The organism is Amycolatopsis sp. CA-128772, from assembly GCF_002904295.1.
Classification (GTDB): Bacteria; Actinomycetota; Actinomycetes; order Mycobacteriales; family Pseudonocardiaceae; genus Amycolatopsis.
Genome location: NZ_PPHG01000023.1, coordinates 74724 through 98076 on the forward strand (window position 1 = coordinate 74724; position 23353 = coordinate 98076).

18 protein-coding genes are annotated in these 23353 nt (G+C 71.1%); 16 read left to right on the top strand and 2 right to left on the bottom strand.

Features of this window, described 5'->3' with window-relative positions:
- Positions 1-11: 11 nt before the first annotated feature.
- Positions 12-629 carry a LysE family transporter gene (locus tag C2L59_RS10115; protein WP_199198996.1) on the bottom strand — a complete coding sequence of 206 codons (618 nt, stop codon included), beginning with the start codon at positions 627-629 and terminating at the stop codon, positions 12-14.
- 219 nt (positions 630-848) lie between these two features.
- Between C2L59_RS10115 and C2L59_RS10120 the strand changes: the two genes are divergently transcribed.
- A complete protein-coding gene (locus C2L59_RS10120) occupies positions 849-1643 on the top strand; it encodes an SDR family NAD(P)-dependent oxidoreductase (RefSeq protein ID WP_103349257.1) in 795 nt (264 codons plus the stop codon).
- A 33-nt stretch (positions 1644-1676) separates the two neighbouring features.
- On the opposite strand, the gene C2L59_RS10125 is transcribed toward C2L59_RS10120, so the two are convergent.
- Complete coding sequence (locus C2L59_RS10125; RefSeq protein ID WP_370444726.1) at positions 1677-3122, bottom strand: cellulose binding domain-containing protein; 1446 nt, start codon at positions 3120-3122, stop codon at positions 1677-1679.
- Between the two features lie 235 nt (positions 3123-3357).
- On the opposite strand from C2L59_RS10125, the gene C2L59_RS10130 reads away from it, so the two are divergent.
- The 15 genes from C2L59_RS10130 (at position 3358) to mmsB (ending at position 23302) form a co-directional block, all read left to right on the top strand.
- Positions 3358-3609 carry a hypothetical protein gene (locus tag C2L59_RS10130; protein WP_103349259.1) on the top strand — a complete coding sequence of 84 codons (252 nt, stop codon included), beginning with the start codon at positions 3358-3360 and terminating at the stop codon, positions 3607-3609.
- A gap of 131 nt (positions 3610-3740) precedes the next feature.
- A complete protein-coding gene (locus C2L59_RS10135; protein ID WP_103349260.1) occupies positions 3741-4664 on the top strand; it encodes a D-alanyl-D-alanine carboxypeptidase family protein in 924 nt (307 codons plus the stop codon).
- 20 nt (positions 4665-4684) lie between these two features.
- Positions 4685-5632 carry an endonuclease/exonuclease/phosphatase family protein gene (locus C2L59_RS10140; RefSeq protein ID WP_370444727.1) on the top strand — a complete coding sequence of 316 codons (948 nt, stop codon included), beginning with the start codon at positions 4685-4687 and terminating at the stop codon, positions 5630-5632.
- Positions 5633-5959: 327 nt separating this feature from the next.
- The gene (locus C2L59_RS10145; RefSeq protein ID WP_103349262.1) at positions 5960-7003 is read left to right on the top strand and encodes a LacI family DNA-binding transcriptional regulator; all 1044 of its coding nucleotides are present in this window, start codon (positions 5960-5962) and stop codon (positions 7001-7003) included.
- Between the two features lie 102 nt (positions 7004-7105).
- Positions 7106-8086, top strand: a complete 981-nt coding sequence (locus tag C2L59_RS10150; protein ID WP_103349263.1) for an ABC transporter substrate-binding protein — start codon at positions 7106-7108, stop codon at positions 8084-8086.
- A 53-nt stretch (positions 8087-8139) separates the two neighbouring features.
- Positions 8140-9642: a sugar ABC transporter ATP-binding protein gene (locus tag C2L59_RS10155; protein WP_199199001.1), complete on the top strand. Its 1503-nt coding sequence runs from the start codon at positions 8140-8142 to the stop codon at positions 9640-9642.
- Positions 9643-9647: 5 nt separating this feature from the next.
- The gene (locus C2L59_RS10160; RefSeq protein WP_103349304.1) at positions 9648-10694 is read left to right on the top strand and encodes an ABC transporter permease; all 1047 of its coding nucleotides are present in this window, start codon (positions 9648-9650) and stop codon (positions 10692-10694) included.
- Entirely contained in the window at positions 10691-11674 is a 984-nt protein-coding gene (gene yjfF / locus C2L59_RS10165; protein ID WP_103349265.1) for a galactofuranose ABC transporter, permease protein YjfF, read from the top strand. Before C2L59_RS10160 ends, yjfF begins: the two co-directional genes overlap by 4 nt.
- 17 nt (positions 11675-11691) lie before the next feature.
- A complete protein-coding gene (locus C2L59_RS10170; RefSeq protein WP_103349266.1) occupies positions 11692-15516 on the top strand; it encodes a LamG-like jellyroll fold domain-containing protein in 3825 nt (1274 codons plus the stop codon).
- 70 nt (positions 15517-15586) lie between these two features.
- Positions 15587-17215: a ribulokinase gene (gene araB / locus C2L59_RS10175; RefSeq protein ID WP_103349267.1), complete on the top strand. Its 1629-nt coding sequence runs from the start codon at positions 15587-15589 to the stop codon at positions 17213-17215.
- Positions 17215-17892: an L-ribulose-5-phosphate 4-epimerase gene (locus C2L59_RS10180; protein WP_103349268.1), complete on the top strand. Its 678-nt coding sequence runs from the start codon at positions 17215-17217 to the stop codon at positions 17890-17892. The genes araB and C2L59_RS10180 overlap by 1 nt, the downstream gene beginning before the upstream one ends.
- A gap of 17 nt (positions 17893-17909) precedes the next feature.
- The gene (gene araA, locus C2L59_RS10185; protein ID WP_103349269.1) at positions 17910-19409 is read left to right on the top strand and encodes an L-arabinose isomerase; all 1500 of its coding nucleotides are present in this window, start codon (positions 17910-17912) and stop codon (positions 19407-19409) included.
- 52 nt (positions 19410-19461) lie between these two features.
- Positions 19462-20568 (top strand): multiple monosaccharide ABC transporter substrate-binding protein, encoded by a 1107-nt coding sequence (chvE, locus tag C2L59_RS10190; RefSeq protein WP_103349270.1) that lies wholly within the window; start codon positions 19462-19464, stop codon positions 20566-20568.
- Positions 20565-22085, top strand: a complete 1521-nt coding sequence (mmsA, locus tag C2L59_RS10195; RefSeq protein WP_103349271.1) for a multiple monosaccharide ABC transporter ATP-binding protein — start codon at positions 20565-20567, stop codon at positions 22083-22085. Before chvE ends, mmsA begins: the two co-directional genes overlap by 4 nt.
- On the top strand, positions 22082-23302 hold the full coding sequence (mmsB, locus tag C2L59_RS10200) for a multiple monosaccharide ABC transporter permease (protein ID WP_103349272.1): 1221 nt from the start codon (positions 22082-22084) through the stop codon (positions 23300-23302). Before mmsA ends, mmsB begins: the two co-directional genes overlap by 4 nt.
- The last annotated feature ends 51 nt before the right edge of the window (positions 23303-23353 follow it).

Sequence of the window (23353 nt, forward strand, 5' to 3'; positions counted from 1 at the left end):
CGCTTTCCGCGTCAGGTGAGGACAAGCCGGACGGCGAGGGCGGTGATCACCGCGCTGGAGGCGAGCGCCGTCACGAGCCGGCCCCGCGGCCCGGTCAGGACCCGGCCGAGCAGGGCCCCGCCGCCGGCCAGGGCGGCCTGCCAGCTCGCCGAGGCGGCGAACGCGGCGAGCACGAACACCGCCTGGTCGGGCACCGGGACCTCCGCGCCGGCGCGGCCGCCGACGACCAGCGCCGTGAAGTACACGACGGTGGCCGGGTTGACGAGCGTGATGCCCAGCAGGCTGACGTAGGCGCGGCCGGGCGCGAGCGGCGTCACGGCCCGTGCGGTGGCCTCTCGGTGGGACCGGATCGCGCGGACGGCGCCGAGGGCCGCCAGCGCGATCAGGACCGCGGCCGAGACCAGCCGCAGCGGCCCGGCCACGGGCGCGACGACGCCCGCGATCGCGGCGCCGCCGAGCACGGCGACCAGGGCGTACACGCCGTCGGCGGTCGCGATGCCGAGGGCGGCGGCCAGGCCGGTCCGGAACGAGGTGCGGGCGGTGAGGGCGACGAGGTAGGTCCCGACGGCGCCGACCGGGATGGCGATGCCGTAGCCGGCGACCAGGCCGGCGAGCAGCGCGGCGCTCACGGCGCCGGGGTGATCGACCCCCGCGGACGGCAGCGCTGCTGCCGGGCCGGCGCGGCGGTCGCGGCCACGGTCGGCAGGAGCGGGGTGCGGTGCGTGGTCATGGCCCGATCGTGGCCGCGACCGGCGGGAGCGGGCAACCGGATTTCCAGCCGGTGGGCTCCGCCGAGCTGTGCTTGAATCGGCCGGGGGAGCCACGGCGGCGAGGAAAGGGCTTTCACGATGCGGGTCGACCTGAGCGGGAAGACGGCACTGGTCACCGGCTCCACCCAGGGCATCGGCGCGGCGATCGCGACCGGCCTGGCGGCGGCGGGCGCGCGGGTGGCGATCAACGGCCGGAGCGAAACCGGCGTCCACAAGGCCATCGCGCGGCTGCGCGAGGACGTGCCGGACGCGGACTTCCTGCCGGCCCCGGGCGACGTCTCGGAGGAGGCCGGCGCGGCCCAGGTGGTCGAGGAGGTGCCGGACGCCGACATCCTGGTCAACAACCTCGGCATCTTCGGCGCCCAGGAGCCCCTGGACATCACGGACGCGGACTGGCGCCGCTACTTCGAGGTCAACGTCCTGGCGGCGGTCCGCCTCACCCGCGCGTACCTGCCGGGCATGACCGAGCGAGGGTGGGGCCGCATCCAGTACATCGCCAGCGATTCGGCGATCGTCATCCCGGCCGAGATGATCCACTATGGAGTGTCGAAGACGGCGTTGCTCGGTGTGTCCCGCGGATTCGCCAAGCACGCGGCCGGAACCGGGGTCACGGTGAACGCGGTGATCGCGGGCCCGACGCACACCGGCGGCGTCGAGGACTTCGTCTACGAGCTGGTGGACAAGGACCTGCCGTGGGACGAGGCGCAGCGGGAGTTCATGAAGCAGCACCGCCCGCAGTCGCTGCTGCAGCGGCTGATCGAGCCGGCCGAGATCGCGAACCTGGTGGTGTACCTCAGTTCCCCGTTCGCCTCGGCGACGACGGGCGCGGCGGTGCGGGTGGACGGCGGGTACGTCGACGCGATCGTGCCGTGAGCCCCGGGGCCGGTTTCCCGGCCCCGGAGCTCCTCACGGCGTGACCGGGACGTTCGTCAGCCCCGATCGGGCGTTCGTCACCGTGTTCGAGGCGTAGACCACGTTCGGCCTCGCCGCGCACTTCGACACCGAGCTGATCTTGATCGCGTATTCGCCCACGCCGCCGAGGTCGGACCGGTTGGCGCGCCAGACGTTGCCGCACCCGTTGTCGAACGACGGGCTCGTGCTCGGGTTGTGGTTCTCGTACCCGTTGGCGAACGTGCCCGGCGGGGCGAACGTGCCCGTGTTGCCCTCGATCGTGTAGCCGATGCCCTTCACGTCGATCCAGGAGTCGGCCGAGTTCTGGCCGCTGATGCCGCGGCCGTCGAACGTGTTGCCGCGGATCAGGCCGTCGAAGGTGCCTTCCTTGACGTCGATCGGCTCGGCCGCGACGAACGGGCCGATGTGGTTGTCCAGCACCTGGATGCGGTCGCCGCGGTCGACGCCGCCGGAGTTGCCGTGGCAGCCCCAGTTCGAGTTGGCCGACCCGAGGTAGACGCCCTCGCCGTAGCCCGGCTGCACCAGCCCGGTGTAGCTGATCGTGGAGTTCTTCAGCACGCTGTCGGCCGACGAACGGCGGAAGTGCACCGCCTCCTCGTCGATGTGGTGGACCGTGACGCCGTCGATCGTCGTGTGCGGCGAGTCGTCCGCGACGATGCCCTTCTTCGACTCCTGCACGGTGAACCCGCTCAACGTCCAGTACGGCGCACCGGAGAGCCACAGGCCGTAGCCGGAATCCCAGCCGGCCGTCGGCCCCGGGCAGCTCGGGGCCTCGCCGGCCGGGCCGTCGTTGATCAGCACCGCGTCCGCCGGGCCGGACAGCCGGATCGGCCGGGCCGCCGTGCCGGCCTTCGTCGTGACGAACGAGCCGCGGTAGGTGCCCGCCGCGAGCCGGATCGCCTGGCCGGGGGTCGCGCCGGCCAGGGCCGCCTGCAGCTGGGCGGCCGTGGAGACGTCGACGACGTCACCCGTGGGCGGGGGAGTGGTGGTGGTCGACGGGGGCGAAGCAGTGGTGGTGGGGGTCGTCGTCGCCTGGCCGCCGCCATCGCACGGGACGCCGTTCACCGTGCACGCGACCGGCCGGCCGGTGCCGGCGACGTTGAACCCGAAGGTCGCGGTGGCGCCCGGGGCGATCGTGCCGTTGAAGCCCGCGTTGGTGAACCGGTAGTGCGGCCCGGCCTGCGTCCGCACCGCGCTCCACGAGCTGCTCACCGCCGAACCGGCGGGCAGGTCGAACTCCACGGTCCAGCCGGTGGCGGCCGCGTCGCCGCGGTTGGTGAGCGTGTAGCCGCCGCCGTAGCCAGTGGTCCAGACCGATGTCTGCGCGAAGGCGGCGGAGAGGTTCACCGCCGCGGCCCGCGCGGTGACCGGGCTGCCGAAGGCGATCACGGCGGCAGCGGCGGAAATGGTGATCACGCCGAGGAAAACGGATTTTCGCAGGGACACCGACGGCCTCCGGAAACGGGAACAGCGGAGGTGTTGCGGCGGACACCCGGACGTTTCCTTTATAGGACACCGCCCCGGAATCAGTCAACAGGATGAACATTGATCATGTACGTGAACGCAGTCCCCCGTGAACACTTTCCGGTGACGCCGCGCTGGGGGCGTGCGGGACGGGGAATTCTGCCCGGTGAACCCCTTGACGGCGGGGGAAAGTTTGCGGAAGGAGAGCACGATGAAGACCCGAATCGCTTCCTGGGCGGCGGCCGCGGCGCTCACGGTTTCCGCGGTGGTCGCCACGGCGGCGCCGGCCTCGGCGGACACGGTGCCCGGCAGCACCACCCAGTTCTACGCCTACTGCTCGGTCGACCTCTTCGGCATGCCCGTCTCCTGCACGCAGAGCGACCAGGCGCACGCGTCACACATCTGCCAGTACGTCGTCACCGCGCTCGGCCTGGGCATCTACTGCGTCCAGCGGTCGACGTGACCGGTTCCGGGACACAACCGGGACATTTCTGATCCAGACCTGTCGAACAACCCCGACGGGCCGGCGATCTTCTCCGGACAGAGTGACCGGTGTGCGCTTCCCCGAGCGCACCCGGCACCCGGAGGAGACCGATGGCCCGTCCCCGCATCCCACCCGTCGCCGGCGGCCTCGCCACCGCCGCGGCCGTGGCGCTCGCCGCCGCCTGCTGGGTCGTGTTCCCGCCCGAGACCGCCGGGCGCGCGATCGCCGCCCGCCCGGTCGTCGACCTGCCGCTGCCGTGGCCCGAGGCGGGCCAGGCGAGCGCCGAGGTGCAGAACCTGGGCTCGCTGGGCCGCCACGGCGAGCAGGAACCGGTGCCGATCGCCAGCGTCACGAAGGTGATGACCGCCCACGTGGTGCTGAAGGACCACCCGCTGCGCCCGGGCGAGGCCGGTCCGGAGATCACCGTCGACGAGCAGGCCGAGGCCGAGGCGGGCTCGGCCGAGGAATCGAGCGCGCCGGTGCGCGCGGGCCGCCGGATCGGCGAGCGGGACCTGCTGGCCCTGATGCTCGTCCCGTCCGGCAACAACGTGGCCCGCCTGCTCGCCCGCTGGGACGCGGGCAGCCAGGAGGCGTTTGTCGCGAAGATGAACCGCGAAGCCGCGGCGCTCGGCATGACCAGCACCACCTACACCGGCGCCAGCGGCGTCGAGGACTCGACCACGAGCACCGCCACCGACCAGCTGCGGCTGGCGCGCGTGGTGATGCAGGACCCGGTGATCCGCGAGATCGTCGCGACCGCGGACCTGCGGGTCGACGGCGTGCCGGGCCCGATCGCCAACACGAACACGCTGCTCGGCCGCGACGGCGTCATCGGGCTGAAGACCGGCTCGTCGACCGCGGCCGGCGGCGCCCTGATGTGGGCGGCGCGGGCACGCGACGGCGCGCTGATCCTCGGCGTCGTCCTCCACCAGAACCCGGGCGGGACGCCGGCGGCCGGGCTGCGGGCCGCGCTGGAAAACAGCGGCAAGCTCATCGCCGCGATCCAGCGGGAACTGCCGGCGGCCACCCGGTGACCGCGACCTCCGAACGGCCGGTGGCCGGGCCCCGCCGCGGCCGGTGGGCCGGGACCTGGCGGCGCGGCCGCGTCATCGCCGCCTTCGCCGTCCTGACCGCGGTGCTGCTGCTCGCGCACCCGCTGGTGCCCAACTGGGTGGGCAACGCCGGCAGCCTGCTGGAGACGTTCCTGCCCTGGACCGGCCTGTTCGTCGTGCCCCTGCTCGTCGCGGCGCTGCTGCGGCGCTCGGCGTTGGCCCTCGTGGCCCTCCTGCTGCCGGCGCTGGTCTGGGGCGGCTCCTTCGGCGGCCGGCTGTCCGACAAGCGGGCGGCCGGCGGGGACTTCACGATCGTGTCGCACAACGTCAACGACGAGAACCCGGACCCGGCGGGCACCGCGCGGGCCCTGGCCGCGGCGGGCGCCCAGGCGATCGCGCTCGAGGAGCTCAAGCGGTCCGAGATCCCGAAGTACGAGGACGCCCTGGCCGCGGCCTACCCGCACCACTCCGTCCAGGGCACGGTCGGGGTCTGGAGCACCTTCCCGCTCCGGGACACGCGACCGGTGGAGATCATGCCGTGGACCCGGGCGCTCCGGACCACTGTGGACACTCCGAAGGGCCCGGTGGCGATCTTCGTGGCCCACCTGCCGTCGGTGCGCGTGCGCCTCGACGCGGGCTTCACCGCGAAGGGCCGTGACGCCGCGATGCGCGTCCTCGCCGCCGCCATCGCCGCGGAATCCGCGCCCCGCACCGTGCTGGCCGGCGATTTCAACGGAACGGCCGACGACCGCGCCCTCGCCCCGATCACCGGCCGCCTGCGAGCCGCGCAGGACGAGGCCGGCGACGGCTTCGGTTTCAGCTGGCCGGCGGGCCTGCCGCTGGCCCGGATCGACCAGATCTTCGTCAGCGGCGTGCGGCCGGTGGCGGCCTGGACGCTGCCCGCGACCGGCAGCGACCACCTGCCCGTCGCCGCCACCGTGGCGTTCTGACCCCGGAACCCGGCGTCCCCGGAAGCGGCGGCGACCGCCGGTTCGCGTACCTGGAGGGCCGGGCCGCCGGGCGCTGTGGTAATCCGGCCTCGGTCGGGGGCGAACATGCCCTTGAACACCGGGCCGCGCTGACGGGCGGTGAATTTCGAACGACGCTCCGCGCAGGTCGGGCCGTCGAATCCGGCGATCGGGGCACTCCGGGGTCACGTGATTAGACCGTTACGCGACCCGGGGTTGACCCCGTGGGTGTTATCGCTAACACTAACTCCTCGTCGTCACCGGAACAGGTGACGCAGACCATGTCGGAGCGGACGGAAGGGGGCGCCGGTGGCCGAACGACCCCGCTCCGGCGGACCCCTGAAGGCGACCGCGGCCGGGACGCGGCAGCCGAGCCTGACCGACGTCGCGGGGGTCGCGGGCGTGTCCCACATGACCGTGTCCCGGGTGATCAACGGGACCGGCCCGGTACGCCCCGAGACCCGCGCCCGGGTGCTCGCGGCGATCGAAGAACTGGGCTACCGGCCCAATTCCGCGGCCCGCGCGCTGGTCACCGGGCGGACCGGCACGCTCGGCGTCGTGGCGCTCGAGTCCAATCTGTACGGTCCGGCCAGCACGCTGTACGGCATCGAGAACGCCGCCCGGGAAGCCGGGTACGCGATCACGATCTCCAGCGTCAGCCGGCCGGGCCGGTCGTCGATCGCCGACGCGGTGGAAAACCTCCGCCGCCAGGCCGTCGAGGGCATCATCGTGATCGCCCCGCACGTGACCGCGGGCCGGGCCCTGGAGGCCGCGCCCGCGGACTTCCCGGTGGTCGCGGTCGGCGGCGGGGAGGCGGCACCGGTGCCGGTCATCTCGGTCGACCAGCGCGACGGGGCCCGCCGGGCCACCGAACACCTCCTGGCGCTGGGTCACCGGACGGTGTGGCACATCGCCGGACCGGAGGACTGGCTGGAGGCCCGTGACCGCGAGCTCGGCTGGCGGGAAACCCTGGAACGCCACGGCGTCGGGGCCCCGCGGGTGATCCGCGGCGACTGGAGCTCGCGCTCCGGGTACGAGGCGGGGCGATCCCTCGTCAAGGAAAAGGATCTGGACGCCGTCTTCGCCGGCAACGACCAGATGGCACTGGGCTTGCTGCGCGCGTTCGCCGAAGCGGGCATCTCGGTGCCGCGGGACGTGCGCGTGGCGGGCTTCGACGACGTCCCCGAGGCGGCGTACTTCACGCCGCCGCTGACGACGGTGCGCCAGGACTTCATCGAAGTCGGACGGCGTACGTTCGGCCTGCTGGCCGGGCGGATGGACGGAGGCGACCGGCACGCGCGCGCCCTGGTCGTCCCCGAGTTGATCGTGCGCGAGAGCACCGGACCGCGGTAGTGCGGCGGCCGGTGCGCCACCGGTGGTTCCGCAGGGATTGTTAGCGCTAACAGGAAATTGTCACAGCTCAGGGCTTTACCACTGATCATCGTCGATCGAGGAGTGAACGTGCTGAAGAAGCGATGGGCCGCCGCGGCGGCCGCGGCGGCCGGACTCGTGCTGCTCACCGCCTGCGGGAGTGGCGGTTCGTCCGGCGGTTCGGGCGGGGCCATCACGCTCGGCTTCGCCCAGGTGGGCGCCGAGAGCGGCTGGCGGACGGCGAACACCAAGTCGATCCAGGAGTCGGCCAAGACCGCCGGGATCGAGCTGAAGTTCTCCGACGCGCAGCAGAAGCAGGAGAACCAGATCTCCGCGATCCGCTCGTACATCCAGCAGAAGGTCAAGGTCATCGCCTTCTCGCCGGTCGTCGAATCCGGCTGGGACACCGTGCTCAAGGAGGCCAAGACGGCCAACATCCCGGTCATCCTCACCGACCGGGCGATCGACTCGCCGGACAAGTCGCTCTACAAGACCTTCCTCGGCTCCGACTTCGTCGCCGAAGGAAAGAAGGCCGGCGAGTGGCTGACCAAGGAGTTCGGGAGCGCGACCGGCCAGGTCAACATCGTCGAGCTGCAGGGCACCACCGGCTCCGCGCCGGCGAACGACCGCAAGAAGGGCTTCGGCGACGTCATCGCCGCGGACCCGAAGTACAAGATCGTCGCCTCGCAGACCGGTGAGTTCACCCGCGCCAAGGGCAAGGAGGTCATGGAGGCCTTCCTGAAGTCCCAGCCGAAGATCGACGTCCTCTACGCCCACAACGACGACATGGCCCTCGGCGCCATCGAGGCCATCGAAGCCGCGGGCAAGGTCCCGGGCAAGGACATCAAGATCGTCTCGGTCGACGGCGTCAAGGACGCGCTGCAGGCCCTGGCCGACGGCAAGATCAACCACGTCGTCGAATGCAACCCGCTCCTCGGCCCGCAGCTGATGGACCTGGTGAAGAAGGTGTCCGCCGGCGAGTCGGTGCCCGCGCGCATCGAGACCCAGGAGACCGAGTTCGACCAGGCGTCGGCCAAGGCCGCGCTGCCGCAGCGCCAGTACTGATCCGAAACCCCCGCGTCCACCCCGGAGCACACCACATGCCTGAACCGCAACCCATGGTGCGGATGAGCGGTATCCGCAAGGAGTTCCCCGGCGTCCTCGCCCTGGACGGGGTCGACTTCCGGATGTTCCCCGGCGAAGTCCACGCCCTGATGGGCGAGAACGGCGCCGGCAAGTCCACCCTCATCAAGGTGCTGACCGGGGTGTACGGGGTGGACGCGGGCACGATCGAGCTGAACGGCGGCCACGTCGCCTTCAGCGGGCCCGGCGAGGCCCAGCAGGCCGGCGTCAGCACGGTCTACCAGGAGGTCAACCTCTGCCCGAACCTGTCCGTGGCGGAGAACGTCTGCCTCGGCCGGGAACCCCGCCGCTTCGGCCGCATCCAGTGGGGCCCGATGCGGCGGCGGGCCGAGGAACTCCTGGCCCGGCTGGACGTCCACGTGGACGTCTCGGCCGAGCTGTCCACCTGCTCCATCGCGGTGCAGCAGCTGGTCGCGATCGCCCGCGCGCTCGACGTCGACGCGCGGGTGCTCGTCCTCGACGAGCCGACGTCCAGTTTGGACGCCGGCGAAGTCGAGCAGCTGCTGGAGGTCGTCCGGTCCCTGCGCGAAAGCGGCCTGGCGATCCTGTTCGTGTCCCACTTCATCGACCAGGTCTTCGCCATCGCCGACCGGATGACCGTGCTGCGCAACGGAAAGCTGATCGGGGAGTACCGCACCGCGGACATCACCCCGGTCGAACTGGTCACCAGGATGATCGGCAAGGAGCTCCAGGTCCTCGAGGACCTGGAGGACTCCGGCCCGAGCCGGGCCGAGGTCGCCGGCGCGCCGGTGCTGCTGGCCGCCGAGGGCCTCGGCCGCAAGGGCGGCGTCGCGCCCTTCGACTTCACCATCCACGCCGGCGAGGTCGTCGGCCTGGCCGGTCTCCTCGGCTCCGGGCGCACCGAGCTCGCCCGGCTGCTCTTCGGGGCCGACCACGCCGACAGCGGCTCGGTGCAGGTCGACGGCGAACCCACCTCGCTGCGCACCCCGCGGGCCGGTCTGGACCACAAGATCGCGTTCCTCTCGGAGAACCGCAAGGCCGAGGGGCTCGTCGAAGAGCTCACCGTCCGCGAGAACATCGTGCTGGCGCTGCAGGCGTCCCGCGGCTGGGCGCGGCCGCTGTCGCGCCGCCGCCAGGACGAAATCGCCGAGAAGTACGTCAAGGCGCTCGACATCCGGCCCGCCGACCCCGAAGCGCTGGTGGGCAACCTGTCCGGCGGCAACCAGCAGAAGGTGCTGCTGGCCCGCTGGCTCATCACCGAACCGCGGCTGCTGATCCTCGACGAGCCCACCCGCGGCATCGACATCGGCGCCAAGACGGAGATCCAGCGGCTGGTCACCCAGCTCTCGGGCGACGGCATGGCCGTGGTGTTCATCTCCGCCGAACTCGAAGAGGTCCTGCGGCTGAGCCACCGGGTCGTGGTGCTGCGGGATCGCAAGGTCGTGGCGGAGCGGGAGAACCAGGCGCTCACCGCGGACGACGTCATGGCCACGATGGCCGAGGGGGTGCAGGCGTGAAAGGCTTGACCGGCTTGACGAAACAGCGGCTCTTCTGGCCCGTGGTGGCGCTGCTGGTGCTGCTGCTGGGCGACCTGATCGCGAGCCCGTCGTTCTTCAAGATCGAGCTGCGCGACGGGCACCTCTACGGGAACCTCGTCGACATCCTCAAGAACGGCGCCCCGCTGATCCTCATCGCGATCGGCATGACGCTGGTCATCGCCACCCGCGGCATCGACCTCTCGGTCGGTTCGGTGGTGGCGATCAGCGGTGCGCTCGCCTGCCTCTGGGTGAGCGACAACCCCGACGGCATCGGGACGACACTGATCGCGTTCGGGCTGGCGCTCGGCCTGTCGCTCGTGCTCGGCGTGTGGAACGGCTGGCTCGTCGCGGCCCTGGGCATCCAGCCGATCATCGCCACGCTGATCCTGATGGTCGCCGGCCGGGGCATCGCGCAGCTGATCACCGACGGTCAGATCATCACCGTCAACTCCCACTCCTTCGAGTGGATCGGCAGCGGGTTCCTGTTCACCCTGCCCAGCGCCATCCTCATCGCGCTGGCGGTGTTCGTGCTGGCGTCGGTGCTCGTCCGGCGGTCCGCGCTCGGCCTGCTGGTCGAGGCGGTCGGCGGCAACCCCGAAGCCAGCCGGCTGGCCGGTCTCCGCTCGGCCCGGCTGACCTGGCTCGTCTACGTGTTCTGCGCGCTGTGCGCGGGCATCGCCGGGCTGATGATCAGCGCGAACGTGCACAGCGCCGACGGCAACCACGCCGGCCTGTTCATCGAACTCGACGCGATCCTCGCCGTGGTCGTCGGCGGCACCCAGCTGACCGGCGGCCGGTTCTCCCTCGGCGGCTCGGTGATCGGCGCGCTGCTCATCCAGACGCTCACCACGACCGTCTACGCCCTCGGCATCCCGCCCGAGGCGATCATGCTCTTCAAGGCCCTGGTCGTGCTGGCCGTGTGCCTGCTGCAGTCGCCGGCCTTCCGCCGGAAGCTCCGCCGCCGCCGGACGCCCGCGGCGGGGCAGCCGGCCACCACGCCCGCTCCGGAGAAGGTGGAGGTCACGGCATGACCACGCTCGCCCGCGTCAAGGGCTACCGGCCGCAGCAGCGGCACCTGCCGATCCTCGCGACGATGGCGCTGCTCATCGGCGCGTACATCTTCGGCGCGTCGAGCTACGACGCGTTCGGCTCCGGCCAGGTCATCCTGGACCTGTTCATCAACAACGCCTTCCTGCTCGTGGTCGCCGTCGGCATGACGTTCGTGATCCTCACCGGCGGCATCGACCTGTCGGTCGGCTCGGTGGTGGCGCTGTCCACGGTGATCTCCGGTGACCTGCTGCAGAAGCACGGCTGGCCGGCGTACGCGGCGATCGCCGTGGTGCTGGTGGTCGGGGCGCTGCTGGGGGCCGGGATGGGCGCGCTGATCCACTTCTTCGAGATCCAGCCGTTCATCGCGACGCTGATCGGGATGTTCTTCGCCCGCGGCCTCTGCTACACGATCACCACCGAGGCGTACTCGATCGACAACACCACGATCGCCACCCTGGCCCAGACGCAGCTCCCGCTCGGCGGCGAGCTGCACATCTCGATCAGCGTGGTGGTCGCCCTGGTGGTCGTCGCCGCCGCGGCCTACGTCCTGGCCTTCACCCGGTTCGGGCGCACGGTCTACTCGATCGGCGGCAGCGCGCAGTCCGCGATGCTGATGGGGCTCAAGACCGGCCGCACCAAGATCGCGGTCTACACGATCAGCGGGCTGTGCTCGGCGCTCGGCGGCCTGCTGCTGGTGCTGTACAAGTCCTCCGGCGACCCGCTCAACGGCGTCGGCCTGGAGCTGACGGCGATCGCCGCGGTCGTCATCGGCGGCACCATCCTCACCGGTGGTTCCGGCTACGTGCTGGGCACCGTGCTCGGGATCATGGTGCTGGGCATCATCCAGACGCTGATCACCTTCGACGGCACCCTCAACTCCTGGTGGACCTCGATCATCACCGGGGCTCTCCTGTTCGTCTTCATCGTCCTGCAGCGTCTCGTCACCCGACGGACCCGCTGAACCCTCGAGGGAGAGTCATGCTCCGCAGACTGCGGCGGCCCATGGCCGTGCTCGCCGCTTTGGCGCTGTGCTCCGCCGTCCCGATCGCGGTGGCACCAGCGGCTTCGGCCGACGCCGACCCGGCCCTGGCGGGGCACTGGACGTTCGACGACGGCAGCGGGTCGACCGCCGCCGACACGGCGGGCAGCCACCCGGCGACGCTGACCGGTGGCGCGGGCTGGGGCCCGGGCCTGCGCGGTGGCGCCTTGACGACCGACGGCGCCTCCGGGTTCGCCGACGCCGGCGCGCCCGTGCTCGATACGGCCAAGAGCTTCTCGGTGAGCAGCTGGGTGAAGCTGGACAAGACGTCCGGCTTCCAGACGTTCGTCAGCGTCGACGGCACCCAGGTGAGCACCTTCTTCCTGCAGTTCCGCGACGACTCCCGCCGGTTCGCCTTCACCCGGCTGGCCGGCGACGCGCCGACCGACGGCGTCGTCGCGGGCGCGAACTTCGACCCGGTCGCCGGCCAGTGGTACCAGCTGACCGGCGTGTACGACGCGAGCGCGTCGACCTTGTCGCTGTACGTCGACGGCACCCGCCAGACCACCGTCGCCGCGCCCACCGCCTGGGCGGGCACCGGCCACCTGGTGATCGGCCGCGGCAAGTACGGCGGCAACCCGGTGGACTTCGTCGACGGCACGATCGACGACGTCCGCGCCTACCCGGGCGCCGTGACCGCCGCCGGCGCCGCCCGCCTGGCCATCGCCGGGCACTGGGGCCTCGACGAGGGCACCGGCACCACCACCGCCGACGACTCCCTCGACCTGCGCACCGGCACCTTGACCGGCGGTGCGGCCTGGGGCGACGGCGTCGTCGGACCGCACGGCGTCGCGCTGAACGGCGCCGACGCCGCGGTCGACGTCCCGGCCCCGGTCGTCGACACCGCCCAGAGCTTCTCGGTCTCGGCGTGGGTCAAGCCCACCGCGGCCACCGGCTTCCGGACCGCCGTGAGCATCGACGGCTCGGCGATCAGCGGCTTCTACCTGCAGCGCGCCGCCGACGGCCGGTTCGCCTTCACCCGCCGCGCGGCCGACGGTGACTCCGCCGCGTCCTCGGCGGTCTCCACATCGCCCGCGCAGGCCGGCCAGTGGCAGCACGTCGTGGGTGTCTACAACCGCGTCGCCGGCACGCTTTCCCTGTACGTCAACGGAACCCTGCAGCAGAGCGTCCCGTTCACCACGCCGTGGACCGCTTCCGGGCACCTGGAGATCGGCCGCGGCAAGTGGGCGGGCAGCCCGGTCGACTGGTTCGACGGCGGCGTCGACGACGTCCGCGCGTACCCGACGCCGCTGACCGCGTCCGCCGTGGCCGCGCTGGCCGCGAGCGGGTCGTGGCACTTCGACGAAGGCACCGGCACGGTGGCTCGCGACTCCTCGGCCAACGCGGCCGACGGCACGCTGCACGGGGCCACGTGGACCGCGGGCGCGGCCGGCCGGGCCGTCCAGCTCGACCGAAAGTCCACTGTGGACATGGGTAGCTCGCCCGCGTTCGACACCGGCACCGGCTCGCTGTCCCTGGCCGCGTGGTTCCGCACCACCGGGTCCGGCACCCTCGTCGACCACGGTGACGGCTACGCGCTCGGCGTGACCGGCGGCAAGCTGACCGCCCGCGTCGGCACGATCCAGGTGACCACCAGCGGCGGCGGCCTCGCCGACGGCAACTGGCACCACGCCGCCCTGGTCCTCGACCGCGCGTCGCAGCGGCTCACCGTGTACGCCGACGGGGACGCGTCCGCGGTCACCAGCACCTGCGGCACACCCACCGGCACCACCCTCGACGTCTCCGCCTGCCCGGCTTCGGGCACCGCGGCCGCGCCGTTCACCGTCGGCGCCGGCTTCACCGGCGCCGTCGACGAGGTCGAGCTGCGCCGCTTCCCGCTTACCGCGGCGCAGATCGGCACCCTCGCCGGCGCGAACCAGCTCGCCGTCGACGCCAACGTCGTCCGCGCCAACACCCGCCCGACCACCTACGGCTCGATCCTCGAAGACATCAGCCACTCGGTCGAGGGCGGGCTCTACGCCGAGCTCGTCCGCAACCGCACGTTCAAGGAGGGCTACCAGCCCGGCAGCGGCGCGGGCAACACGCCGGTGCCGTACTGGTCGTTGCTCACCTCGACGGGCGCGGCCGGGACCTACGCGGTCGACACCGCGAACCCGCTGAACACCGCGCTCGACCGCTCGCTGAAGCTGCACGCCGACACCGTCCCGGCCGCCGGCCGGGTGGCCGCCGCGAACGTCGGCTTCTACGGTGTCGCCGCGAAGCCGTCCACGAAGTACACCGGCAGCTTCTTCGCCAAGGGGACCTGGACCGGCGGCGTCCGGGTCAGCCTGGAGAAGCCGGACGGCACGGTACTGGCGAGCAAGGACCTCCAGCCGGTCGGCCCGGCCTGGGCGCAGCAGAGCTTCAGCTTCACCACGCCTTCGACGATCACCGCGTCCACCGACAACCGGATCGTCGTGTCCCTGGTCAACAAGGGCAAGAAGGCGCTGGGCGGTGACGCCTGGTTCCAGCAGGTGTCGGTGTTCCCGCCGACCTTCAAGAACCGGCCCAACGGCGTCCGCGCCGACCTCGGGCAGAAGCTCGCGGCGATGAAGCTCGGCCTCTTCCGCGTCCCCGGCGGCAACTACCTCGAGGGCAACACCCTCGACACGCGGTTCGCGTGGAAGAACACCACCGGGCCCCTCGAGCAGCGGCCCGGCCACCAGAACACCGCGTGGGGCTACTGGTCCACCGACGGCTTCGGCATCCTCGACTACCTGAAGCTGTCCGAGGACATCGGCGCCCAGCCGCTGCTCGCGCTGTTCGCCGGCTACACCCTCAACGGCCAGCACGTCGACCAGGCCGACTACCCGGCCTACGTCCAGGAAGCCCTCGACGAGATCGAGTACGCCATCGGCGACAGCTCGACGACGTGGGGGGCCAAGCGGATCGCCGACGGGCACCCGGCGCCGTTCGACCTGCACTACGTCGAGGTCGGCAACGAGGACTGGTTCGACGGTTCGGGCAGCTACGCCTGGCGCTTCACCGACATGAACAACGCCATCAAGGCGAAGTACCCGCAGCTGACCGTCATCGCCACCACCGGCGGCCTGCAGGGCGGCTCGGCGTCGAGCACGTCGACCGGGGTCCGCCCGGACGCCGCGGACGACCACTACTACCAGTCGCCGCAGTGGTTCACCGACAACTCGACCCGGTACGACACCGCCGACCGCAGCGGCCCGGACATCCTCGTCGGCGAGTACGGCGCCCAGGACGGCCGGCCCACCGGCACCCTGGCCGCCGCCATCGGCGAGGCCGCGTTCCTCACCGGGCTCGAACGCAACAGCGACGTCGTCATCGGCTCGATGTACGCGCCGGTCCTGGTGCAGGAGAACCAGGCCAACTGGCCGGTCAACCTGATCGGCTTCGACGCCGGGACCAGCTACGCCTCGCCGTCGTACTGGGTGCAGCAGATGTTCTCCAGCACCCTCGGCAAGCAGATCGTGACCAGCCGCCTCAACCAGGGCAGCCCCCTGCGGCAGGTGGTCAACGTGACCACGAAGAGCGGAAGGAAGACCTTCACGGTCAAACTCGTCAACCCGACTTCGCAGGTGCAGACCGCGCGGCTGTCGCTCACCGGCGTCACCGCCGTCGACGGCACCGGGACGCTCACCACGCTCACCGGCGACCCGGCGGGGCGCAACAGCCTCGCCGCGCCCGCCGCCATCGTGCCGCAGACCAGGGAGATCACCGGGCTGGCCGCGACGTCGAAGCTGACGTTGCCGGCGAACTCCGTGACGACGCTGGTCCTCACCGGCCGCTAGAACCCCGGGACGCGGCGCGTTCACCGCCGCCCGCGCCGCGTCCCGGTCACCAACCAGGAGGGAGGACACCGTGGGAGAACCACTCACCGTCGGCGTCGACTTCGGCACGTTGTCGGGCCGCGCGGTGGTCGTGCGGGTCCGTGACGGAGCGGAACTCGGTTCCGCCGTCTTCGAGTACCCGCACGGGGTGCTCGACGAGACGCTGCCGGCCACGGGCCGCGCGCTGCCGCCGGAATGGGCGCTGCAGGTGCCCGCGGACTACGTCGGAGTGCTCCGCAACGCCGTACCGGCGGCGCTGCGGGACGCCGGCGTGGACGCGGGCGACATCGTCGGCATCGCCACCGACTTCACCGCGTGCACGATGGTGCCGACGACCGCGGACGGGACGCCGCTGTGCGCGCTGCCCGAGTTCGAGGGCAACCCGCACGCGTACGTGAAGCTGTGGAAGCACCACTCGGCCCAGCCGCAGGCCGTGCGGATCAACGACCTGGCCCGCGCCCGCGGCGAGAAGTGGCTGCCGCGCTACGGCGGGCTGATCTCGTCCGAGTGGGAGTTCGCCAAGGCCCTCGAGCTGTTCGAGGAGGCCCCGGACGTCTACGCCGCGATGCGGCACTGGGTCGAGGCCGCCGACTGGATCGTCTGGCAGCTCACCGGCAGCTACGTCCGCAACGCCTGCACGGCCGGCTACAAGGGCATCCTGCAGGACGGCCAGTACCCGAGCCGCGACTTCCTCCGCGAGCTCGCCCCCGGCTTCGAGTCCTTCGTGACCGACAAGCTGGAGCACCCGCTCGGCCAGCTGGGTTCCCGCGCCGGTTCGCTGTCGGCCGAGGCCGCCGGGTGGACCGGGCTGCCCGAAGGCATCGCCGTGGCCGTTGGCAACGTTGACGCCCACGTCACCGCCCCCGCCGCCCAGGCGGTCGAGCCGGGGCAGATGGTGGCGATCATGGGCACCTCGACGTGCCATGTGATGAACGGCGCCGAACTGCACGAGGTGCCGGGCATGTGCGGCGTCGTCGAAGGCGGGATCGTGCCCGGGCTGTGGGGGTACGAGGCCGGCCAGAGCGGCGTCGGCGACATCTTCGGCTGGTTCGTCGAGCACTTCGCCGGCGCCGGCCACGAAGAGCTGACCCGCCTGGCGGCCCAGCAGGAGATCGGCGAACACGGCCTGATCGCCCTGGACTGGCACAGCGGCAACCGGTCGGTGCTGGTCGACCACGAGCTGTCCGGCGTGGTCGTCGGGCAGACGCTGGCCACCCGCGCCGAGGACGTCTACCGCGCCCTGCTGGAGGCGACCGCGTTCGGCACCCGGAAGATCATCGAAACGTTCGACGCGGCCGGCGTCCCGGTGACCGAGCTGATCATCGCGGGCGGCCTGACGAAGAACGCGCTGCTCATGCAGATCTACGCCGACGTCACCAACCTCCCGCTGTCGGTGATCGGATCGGACCAGGGGCCCGCGCTCGGGTCGGCCATCCACGCGGCCGTCGCCGCCGGGGCCCACGCGGACATCCGCGCAGCGGCCGCGGCGATGGGGTCGGTCCGGCGCGCGGTGTACCGGCCGGTGCCCGCGCACGTCGTCGCCTACGACGAGCTGTACGCCGAATACACCGAGCTGCACGACTACTTCGGCCGTGGCGGCAACGATGTCATGCACCGGCTGGCCGCCCGCAAGCGTGCCGTCGCGAAAGGACAGTCCTGATGTCGCTGACCGGTGAAGTGCTCGACACCGTCGCCGAACTGAAGGAGTCGGTGGCCAAGCTGCACGGCGAGCTGACCCGCAACGAGCTGGTCATCTGGACCGCGGGCAACGTCTCGGCCCGGGTCCCCGGCCGGGACCTGCTGGTCATCAAGCCCTCGGGCGTCTCCTACGACACGCTGTCCGCGGACACCATGGTCGTCACCGACCTGCACGGCGAGCTCGTCGAAGGCGACCTCGCGCCGTCGTCCGACACCGCCGCGCACGCCTACGTCTACCGGCACCTGCCGGAGATCGGCGGGGTCGTGCACACCCACTCGACCTACGCCACGGCGTGGGCGGCCCGCGGCGAGCCGATCCCGTGCGTGCTGACGATGATCGCCGACGAGTTCGGCGGGGAGATCCCGGTCGGGCCGTTCGCCCTGATCGGCGACGACTCCATCGGCCGCGGCATCGTCGAAACGCTTCGCTCCAGCCGCTCGCCGGCGGTGCTGATGCGCAACCACGGCCCGTTCACCGTCGGCCGCACCGCGCGCGACGCGGTCAAGGCCGCGGTGATGGTCGAGGACGTGGCCCGCACCGTCCACAAGGCCTTCGAGCTCGGCACGCCCGAACCCCTCCCGCCCGAGGACGTCGACCGGCTCTACGCCCGGTACCAGAACGTCTACGGCCAGCACTGACCTTCCCAAGGAGAACGATGACTCCGGCATCGAAACCCCAGCTCTGGTTCCTCACCGGGAGCCAGGCCCTCTACGGCGAGGAGACCCTCGAGCAGGTCGCCGGCCAGTCGCTGCGGATCCAGCAGCTGCTGACCGCCTCGGGCGCGCTCCCGGCCGAGATCGTCGGCAAGCCCGTGCTGACCGAGGCCGCGTCGATCCGCCGCGTGCTGCAGGAGGCCAACGCCGACGCCGCCTGCGTCGGCGTGATCGCGTGGATGCACACCTTCTCGCCCGCGAAGATGTGGATCACCGGGCTGGACGCGCTGCGCAAGCCCCTGCTGCACCTGCACACGCAGCTCAACGAAGCCCTGCCGTGGTCGACCATCGACATGGACTTCATGAACCTCAACCAGGCCGCGCACGGCGACCGCGAGTTCGGGTTCATCCAGACCCGCCTCGGCGTGCCGCGCAAGACCGTCGCCGGGCACGTGTCCGACCCGGCCGTGGTCGCCCGGATCGACGCGTGGGCGCGCGCCGCGATCGGCGCGGACCACCTGCGCAACCTGCGGCTGGCCCGGTTCGGCGACAACATGCGCGACGTCGCCGTCACCGAAGGCGACAAGGTCGAGGCCGAGCTGCGGTTCGGCGTCTCGGTCAACACCTACGGCGTGAACGACCTGGTCGAACTGGTGGACGCCGTGTCCACTGTGGACGAGCTGGTCGCCGCCTACGCCGCGGACTACGACGTGGTCCCGGACCTGGCGGCCGGGGGAGCGCGGCACGAGTCGCTGCGCTACGCGGCCCGCATCGAAGCCGGGCTGCGGAAGTTCCTCACCGACGGCGGGTTCGGCGCGTTCACCACGAACTTCGAGGACCTCGGCGGCCTGCGGCAGCTGCCGGGCCTCGCGGTGCAGCGCCTGATGGCCGACGGCTACGGCTTCGGCGGCGAGGGCGACTGGAAGACCTCGGCGCTGCTCGCCGCGGTCAAGGCGATGGGCGTCGGCAAGACCGCGGGCACGTCGTTCATGGAGGACTACACCTACCACTTCGGGCCGGGCAAGCCGAAGATCCTCGGCGCGCACATGCTGGAGGTCTGCCCGAGCATCGCCGCCGCCAAGCCGTCCTGCGAGATCCACGCGCTGGGCATCGGCGGCCGCGAGGACCCGGTCCGGCTCGTGTTCGACGCGGCGCCCGGCCCGGGTGTCGTGCTCGGCCTGGTCGACCTCGGCGACCGGTTCCGCCTGGTGGCCAACGAGATCGACGTCGTCACGCCGGACGAGCCGCTGCCGAACCTGCCGGTCGCCCGGGCGGTCTGGGAGCCGGCGCCGTCGCTGTCGACGTCCGCGGAATCCTGGATCACCGCGGGCGGCCCGCACCACACCGTGCTGACCCAGGCGGTGGGCACGGAGACCCTTCGCGACTTCGCGAACCTGCTGGGTGTAGAACTCCTCGTCATCGACAAGGACACGACCCCGCACGACTTCGCCGACCGCATCCGCTGGAACCAGGCCTACCACCGGCTCGCCCAAGGTTTCTGACGCGGCACTTCCACGTGGAAGTGCCGGGTCGTTGAGAAAGGAAGAAGGAACGATGAAGTTCACCAGAGGAATCGCGGCGGTCGCCGCCGCGGGGCTCGTGCTCACGCTGTCGGCGTGCGGCTCGAGCCAGAAGACCGCGGACCAGGCGGCGGCCTCGTCGGGTGCCAGTGCCGCGGGCAGCCTGGTCGGCGTCACCATGCCGACGAAGTCGTCGGAGCGCTGGATCCACGACGGCGACAACATCAAGTCCGCACTGGAGAAGCTCGGCTACAAGGTCGACCTCCAGTACGCCGAGAACGACATCCCCACCCAGGTGAACCAGATCGAGAACCAGATCACCAAGGGCGCCAAGCTCCTGGTCATCGCCTCGATCGACGGCACCGCGATCACCACCCAGCTGCAGGAGGCCGCGGACAAGAAGATCCCGGTCATCGCCTACGACCGGCTGATCCGCAACTCGCCGAACGTCGACTACTACGCCACCTTCGACAACTTCAAGGTCGGCGTCGAGCAGGCGAACTCGCTGGTCAAGGGCCTGGGTGACGGAGCAGGCCCGTTCAACATCGAGCTGTTCGCCGGTTCCCCGGACGACAACAACGCGACCTTCTTCTTCAACGGCGCGATGTCGGTCCTCAAGCCCCTGATGGACAGCGGCAAGCTGGTCGTCAAGAGCGGTCAGACCGACTTCGCCCGCGCGGCCATCCTGCGCTGGGACCCGGCCACCGCGCAGCGTCGCATGGAAGACCTGCTCACCAAGACCTACACCGGTGGCGCGAAGGTCCAGGGCGTGCTCTCGCCGTACGACGGCCTGTCGATCGGCATCCTGTCGGCGCTGAAGAGCAACGGCTACGGCACCGCCGGCCAGCCGTACCCGATCGTCACCGGGCAGGACGCCGAGGTCGCCTCGGTCAAGTCCATCATCGCCGGTGAGCAGTACTCGACGATCTTCAAGGACACCCGCATCCTCGCCGACACCACGGTGAAGATGGCCGACGCGGTGCTCAAGGGCGGCAAGCCCGAGGTCAACAACACGAAGGACTACGACAACGGCAAGAAGGTCGTCCCGTCCTTCCTGCTGCAGCCGGTCACCGTGGACAAGGCCAACTACCAGAAGGAACTCGTCGACTCGGGCTACTACACGGCAGGTCAGCTGAAATGACCGAACTGCTCGGCATGCGCGGGATCACCAAGACCTTCCCCGGGGTCAAGGCGCTGTCGGACGTCACTCTTTCCGTGCGCCGCGGGGAAATCCACGCGATCTGCGGGGAGAACGGCGCCGGGAAGTCCACCCTGATGAAGGTGCTCTCGGGCGTCTACCCCCACGGGACGTACGACGGCGAGATCACCTTCGACGGGCAGCGGTGCGAGTTCGGGTCGGTGCGCGACAGCGAACGGCGCGGGATCGTGATCATCCACCAGGAACTCGCGCTGTGCGGCCAGTTGTCGATCGCGGAGAACATCTTCCTCGGCAACGAGCAGGCCAAGCGCGGCTGGGTCGACTGGAACCGCACCAACCACGAGGCCGGCGCGCTGCTCAAGCGCGTCGGCCTCGCCGAAAACGCCACGCGGGCGGTGCAGGAACTCGGGGTCGGCAAGCAGCAGCTCGTCGAGATCGCGAAGGCACTGTCCAAAGAGGTCAAGCTGCTGATCCTCGACGAGCCCACCGCGGCGCTCAACGACGACGACTCGGCCCACCTGCTCGAGCTGCTGCGCGGGCTGCGGGACGAGGGCGTCACCTGCGTGATCATCTCGCACAAGCTCGGCGAGGTGACGGCGATCGCCGACACCGTCACGATCCTGCGTGACGGCAGGACGATCGAAACGCTCGACGCGGCGGGGCTGACCGAAGAGCGCATCATCACCGGCATGGTCGGGCGCGACCTCGAGCACCGGTTCCCGCCCCGGGAGCCGGAAATCGGCGAAGAGGTGCTGCGGATCGAGGACTGGACGGTGCACAGCCCGACCCAGGCCGGGCGGGTCGTCGTCGACCACGCGTCACTTTCGCTGCGGCGCGGGGAGATCGTCGGCCTCGCCGGGCTGATGGGCGCGGGCCGCACCGAACTCGCGATGAGCGTGTTCGGCCGGTCGTGGGGCAAGGACATCTCCGGCCGGATCCTGAAACACGGCCAGGAGATCGAGGTCCGGTCGGTGCAGGAGGCCGTCCGCCACGGCATCGCCTACGCCACCGAGGACCGGAAGCGCTACGGGCTCAACCTGATCGAGGACATCCAGCGCAACGTGTCCGCGGCCGGGCTGGGCAAGCTGGCCAAGCGCGGCTGGGTCAACGAGCACGCCGAGCACGACACCGCCAACCGATACCGCCGAGACCTGCGGATCAAGGCGCCGAGCGTGCAGAGCGTGACCGGGAAGCTCTCCGGCGGCAACCAGCAGAAGGTCGTGCTGGCGAAGTGGATCTTCACCGACCCGGACGTGCTGATCCTGGACGAGCCGACCCGTGGCATCGACGTGGGCGCGAAGTTCGAGATCTACACGATCATCAACGAGCTGGCCGCCCAGGGGAAGGCCGTCCTGGTCATCTCCTCCGAGCTGCCGGAGCTGCTCGGGCTCTGCGACCGGATCTACGCGCTCTCGGCGGGCCGGATCACCGGCGAGGCCACGCGCGAAGAAGCCACCCAGGAACTGCTGATGCAGTACATGACTAAGGAACGGGAATGACCACGACCGAAGCGCGGCCCGCCGTGCCCCCGGTTGAGCGCTCCAAGCGGAGGATCTCGATCAACCCGCGCCAGAGCGGCATCTACGTCGCGTTCGCGCTGATCGTGGTGCTGTTCGAGGTGCTCACCGGCGGCGCGCTGCTGGAACCGCAGAACATCTCCAACATCATCGTGCAGAACAGCTACGTGCTGATCCTCGCGATCGGGATGATCCTGGTGATCATCTCCGGGCACATCGACCTGTCCGCCGGCTCGGTCGTCGCGATGACCGGCGCGGTGTCGGCGGTGCTGATGGTGAACTCGCACGTGCCGTGGTTCCTGGCCGTGCTGATCACCCTGGTCGTCGGCGCGGCGATCGGGGCGTGGCAGGGCTACTGGGTCGCCTACTTCGGCATCCCGGCGTTCATCGTGACGCTGGCCGGCATGCTGGCGTTCCGGGCCCTGACCCTGACGGTGCTGGGCAACCAGGGCATCGGCCCGTTCCCGGACACGATCCGCACGCTGTCGAACGGCTTCACCGACGGCTACCTGGGCAACATCGGCCTCGGGCCGCTGGGTGGCGCCGACCTGGTGTCGCTGCTGGCCGGCGTGGCCGCGGTGGCCGGGATCGTGTTCACCCAGTGGCGCAAGCGGATGGGCCGGCTGGGCTACGGCCAGGACGTCGACCCGTTCCCGCTGTTCGTGCTGAAGATCGCCGGGATCGCGGTGCTGGTGCTCGCCCTGGTCGTGCAGCTGGCCCGGTTCAAGAACCTGCCGTGGGTGCTGATCCTGCTGGCGGTGCTGGTGCTCGGCTACTCGCTGGTGGCGGGCAAGTCGGTGTTCGGCCGGCACATCTACGCCGTGGGCGGCAACCTGCAGGCGGCGACGCTCTCGGGTGTCAAGGTCAAGCAGGTGACGTTCTGGATCTTCGTCAACATGGGCGTGCTGGCGGCCCTGGCCGGGATCATCTTCGCCGGCCGCCTCAACCAGGCGGGCCCGACGGCGGGCGTGAACTTCGAGCTGGACGCGATCGCGGCGGCCTTCATCGGCGGCGCGGCGGTCCAGGGCGGCGTCGGCAAGGTGGTCGGCGCGATCACGGGCGGCCTGATCATGGCGGTCATCAACAACGGCATGTCCCTGATCGGCGCCCCGAGCGAGCGGGTGATGCTGGTCAAGGGCGTGGTCCTGCTGGCGGCGGTGGCCTACGACATCTGGACCAAGCGCCGCGCGGCTTCCTGAGCCGGGTGGTCGAAGGGGGCTTCCCGCGTCACCGCGGGAGGCCCCCTTTAC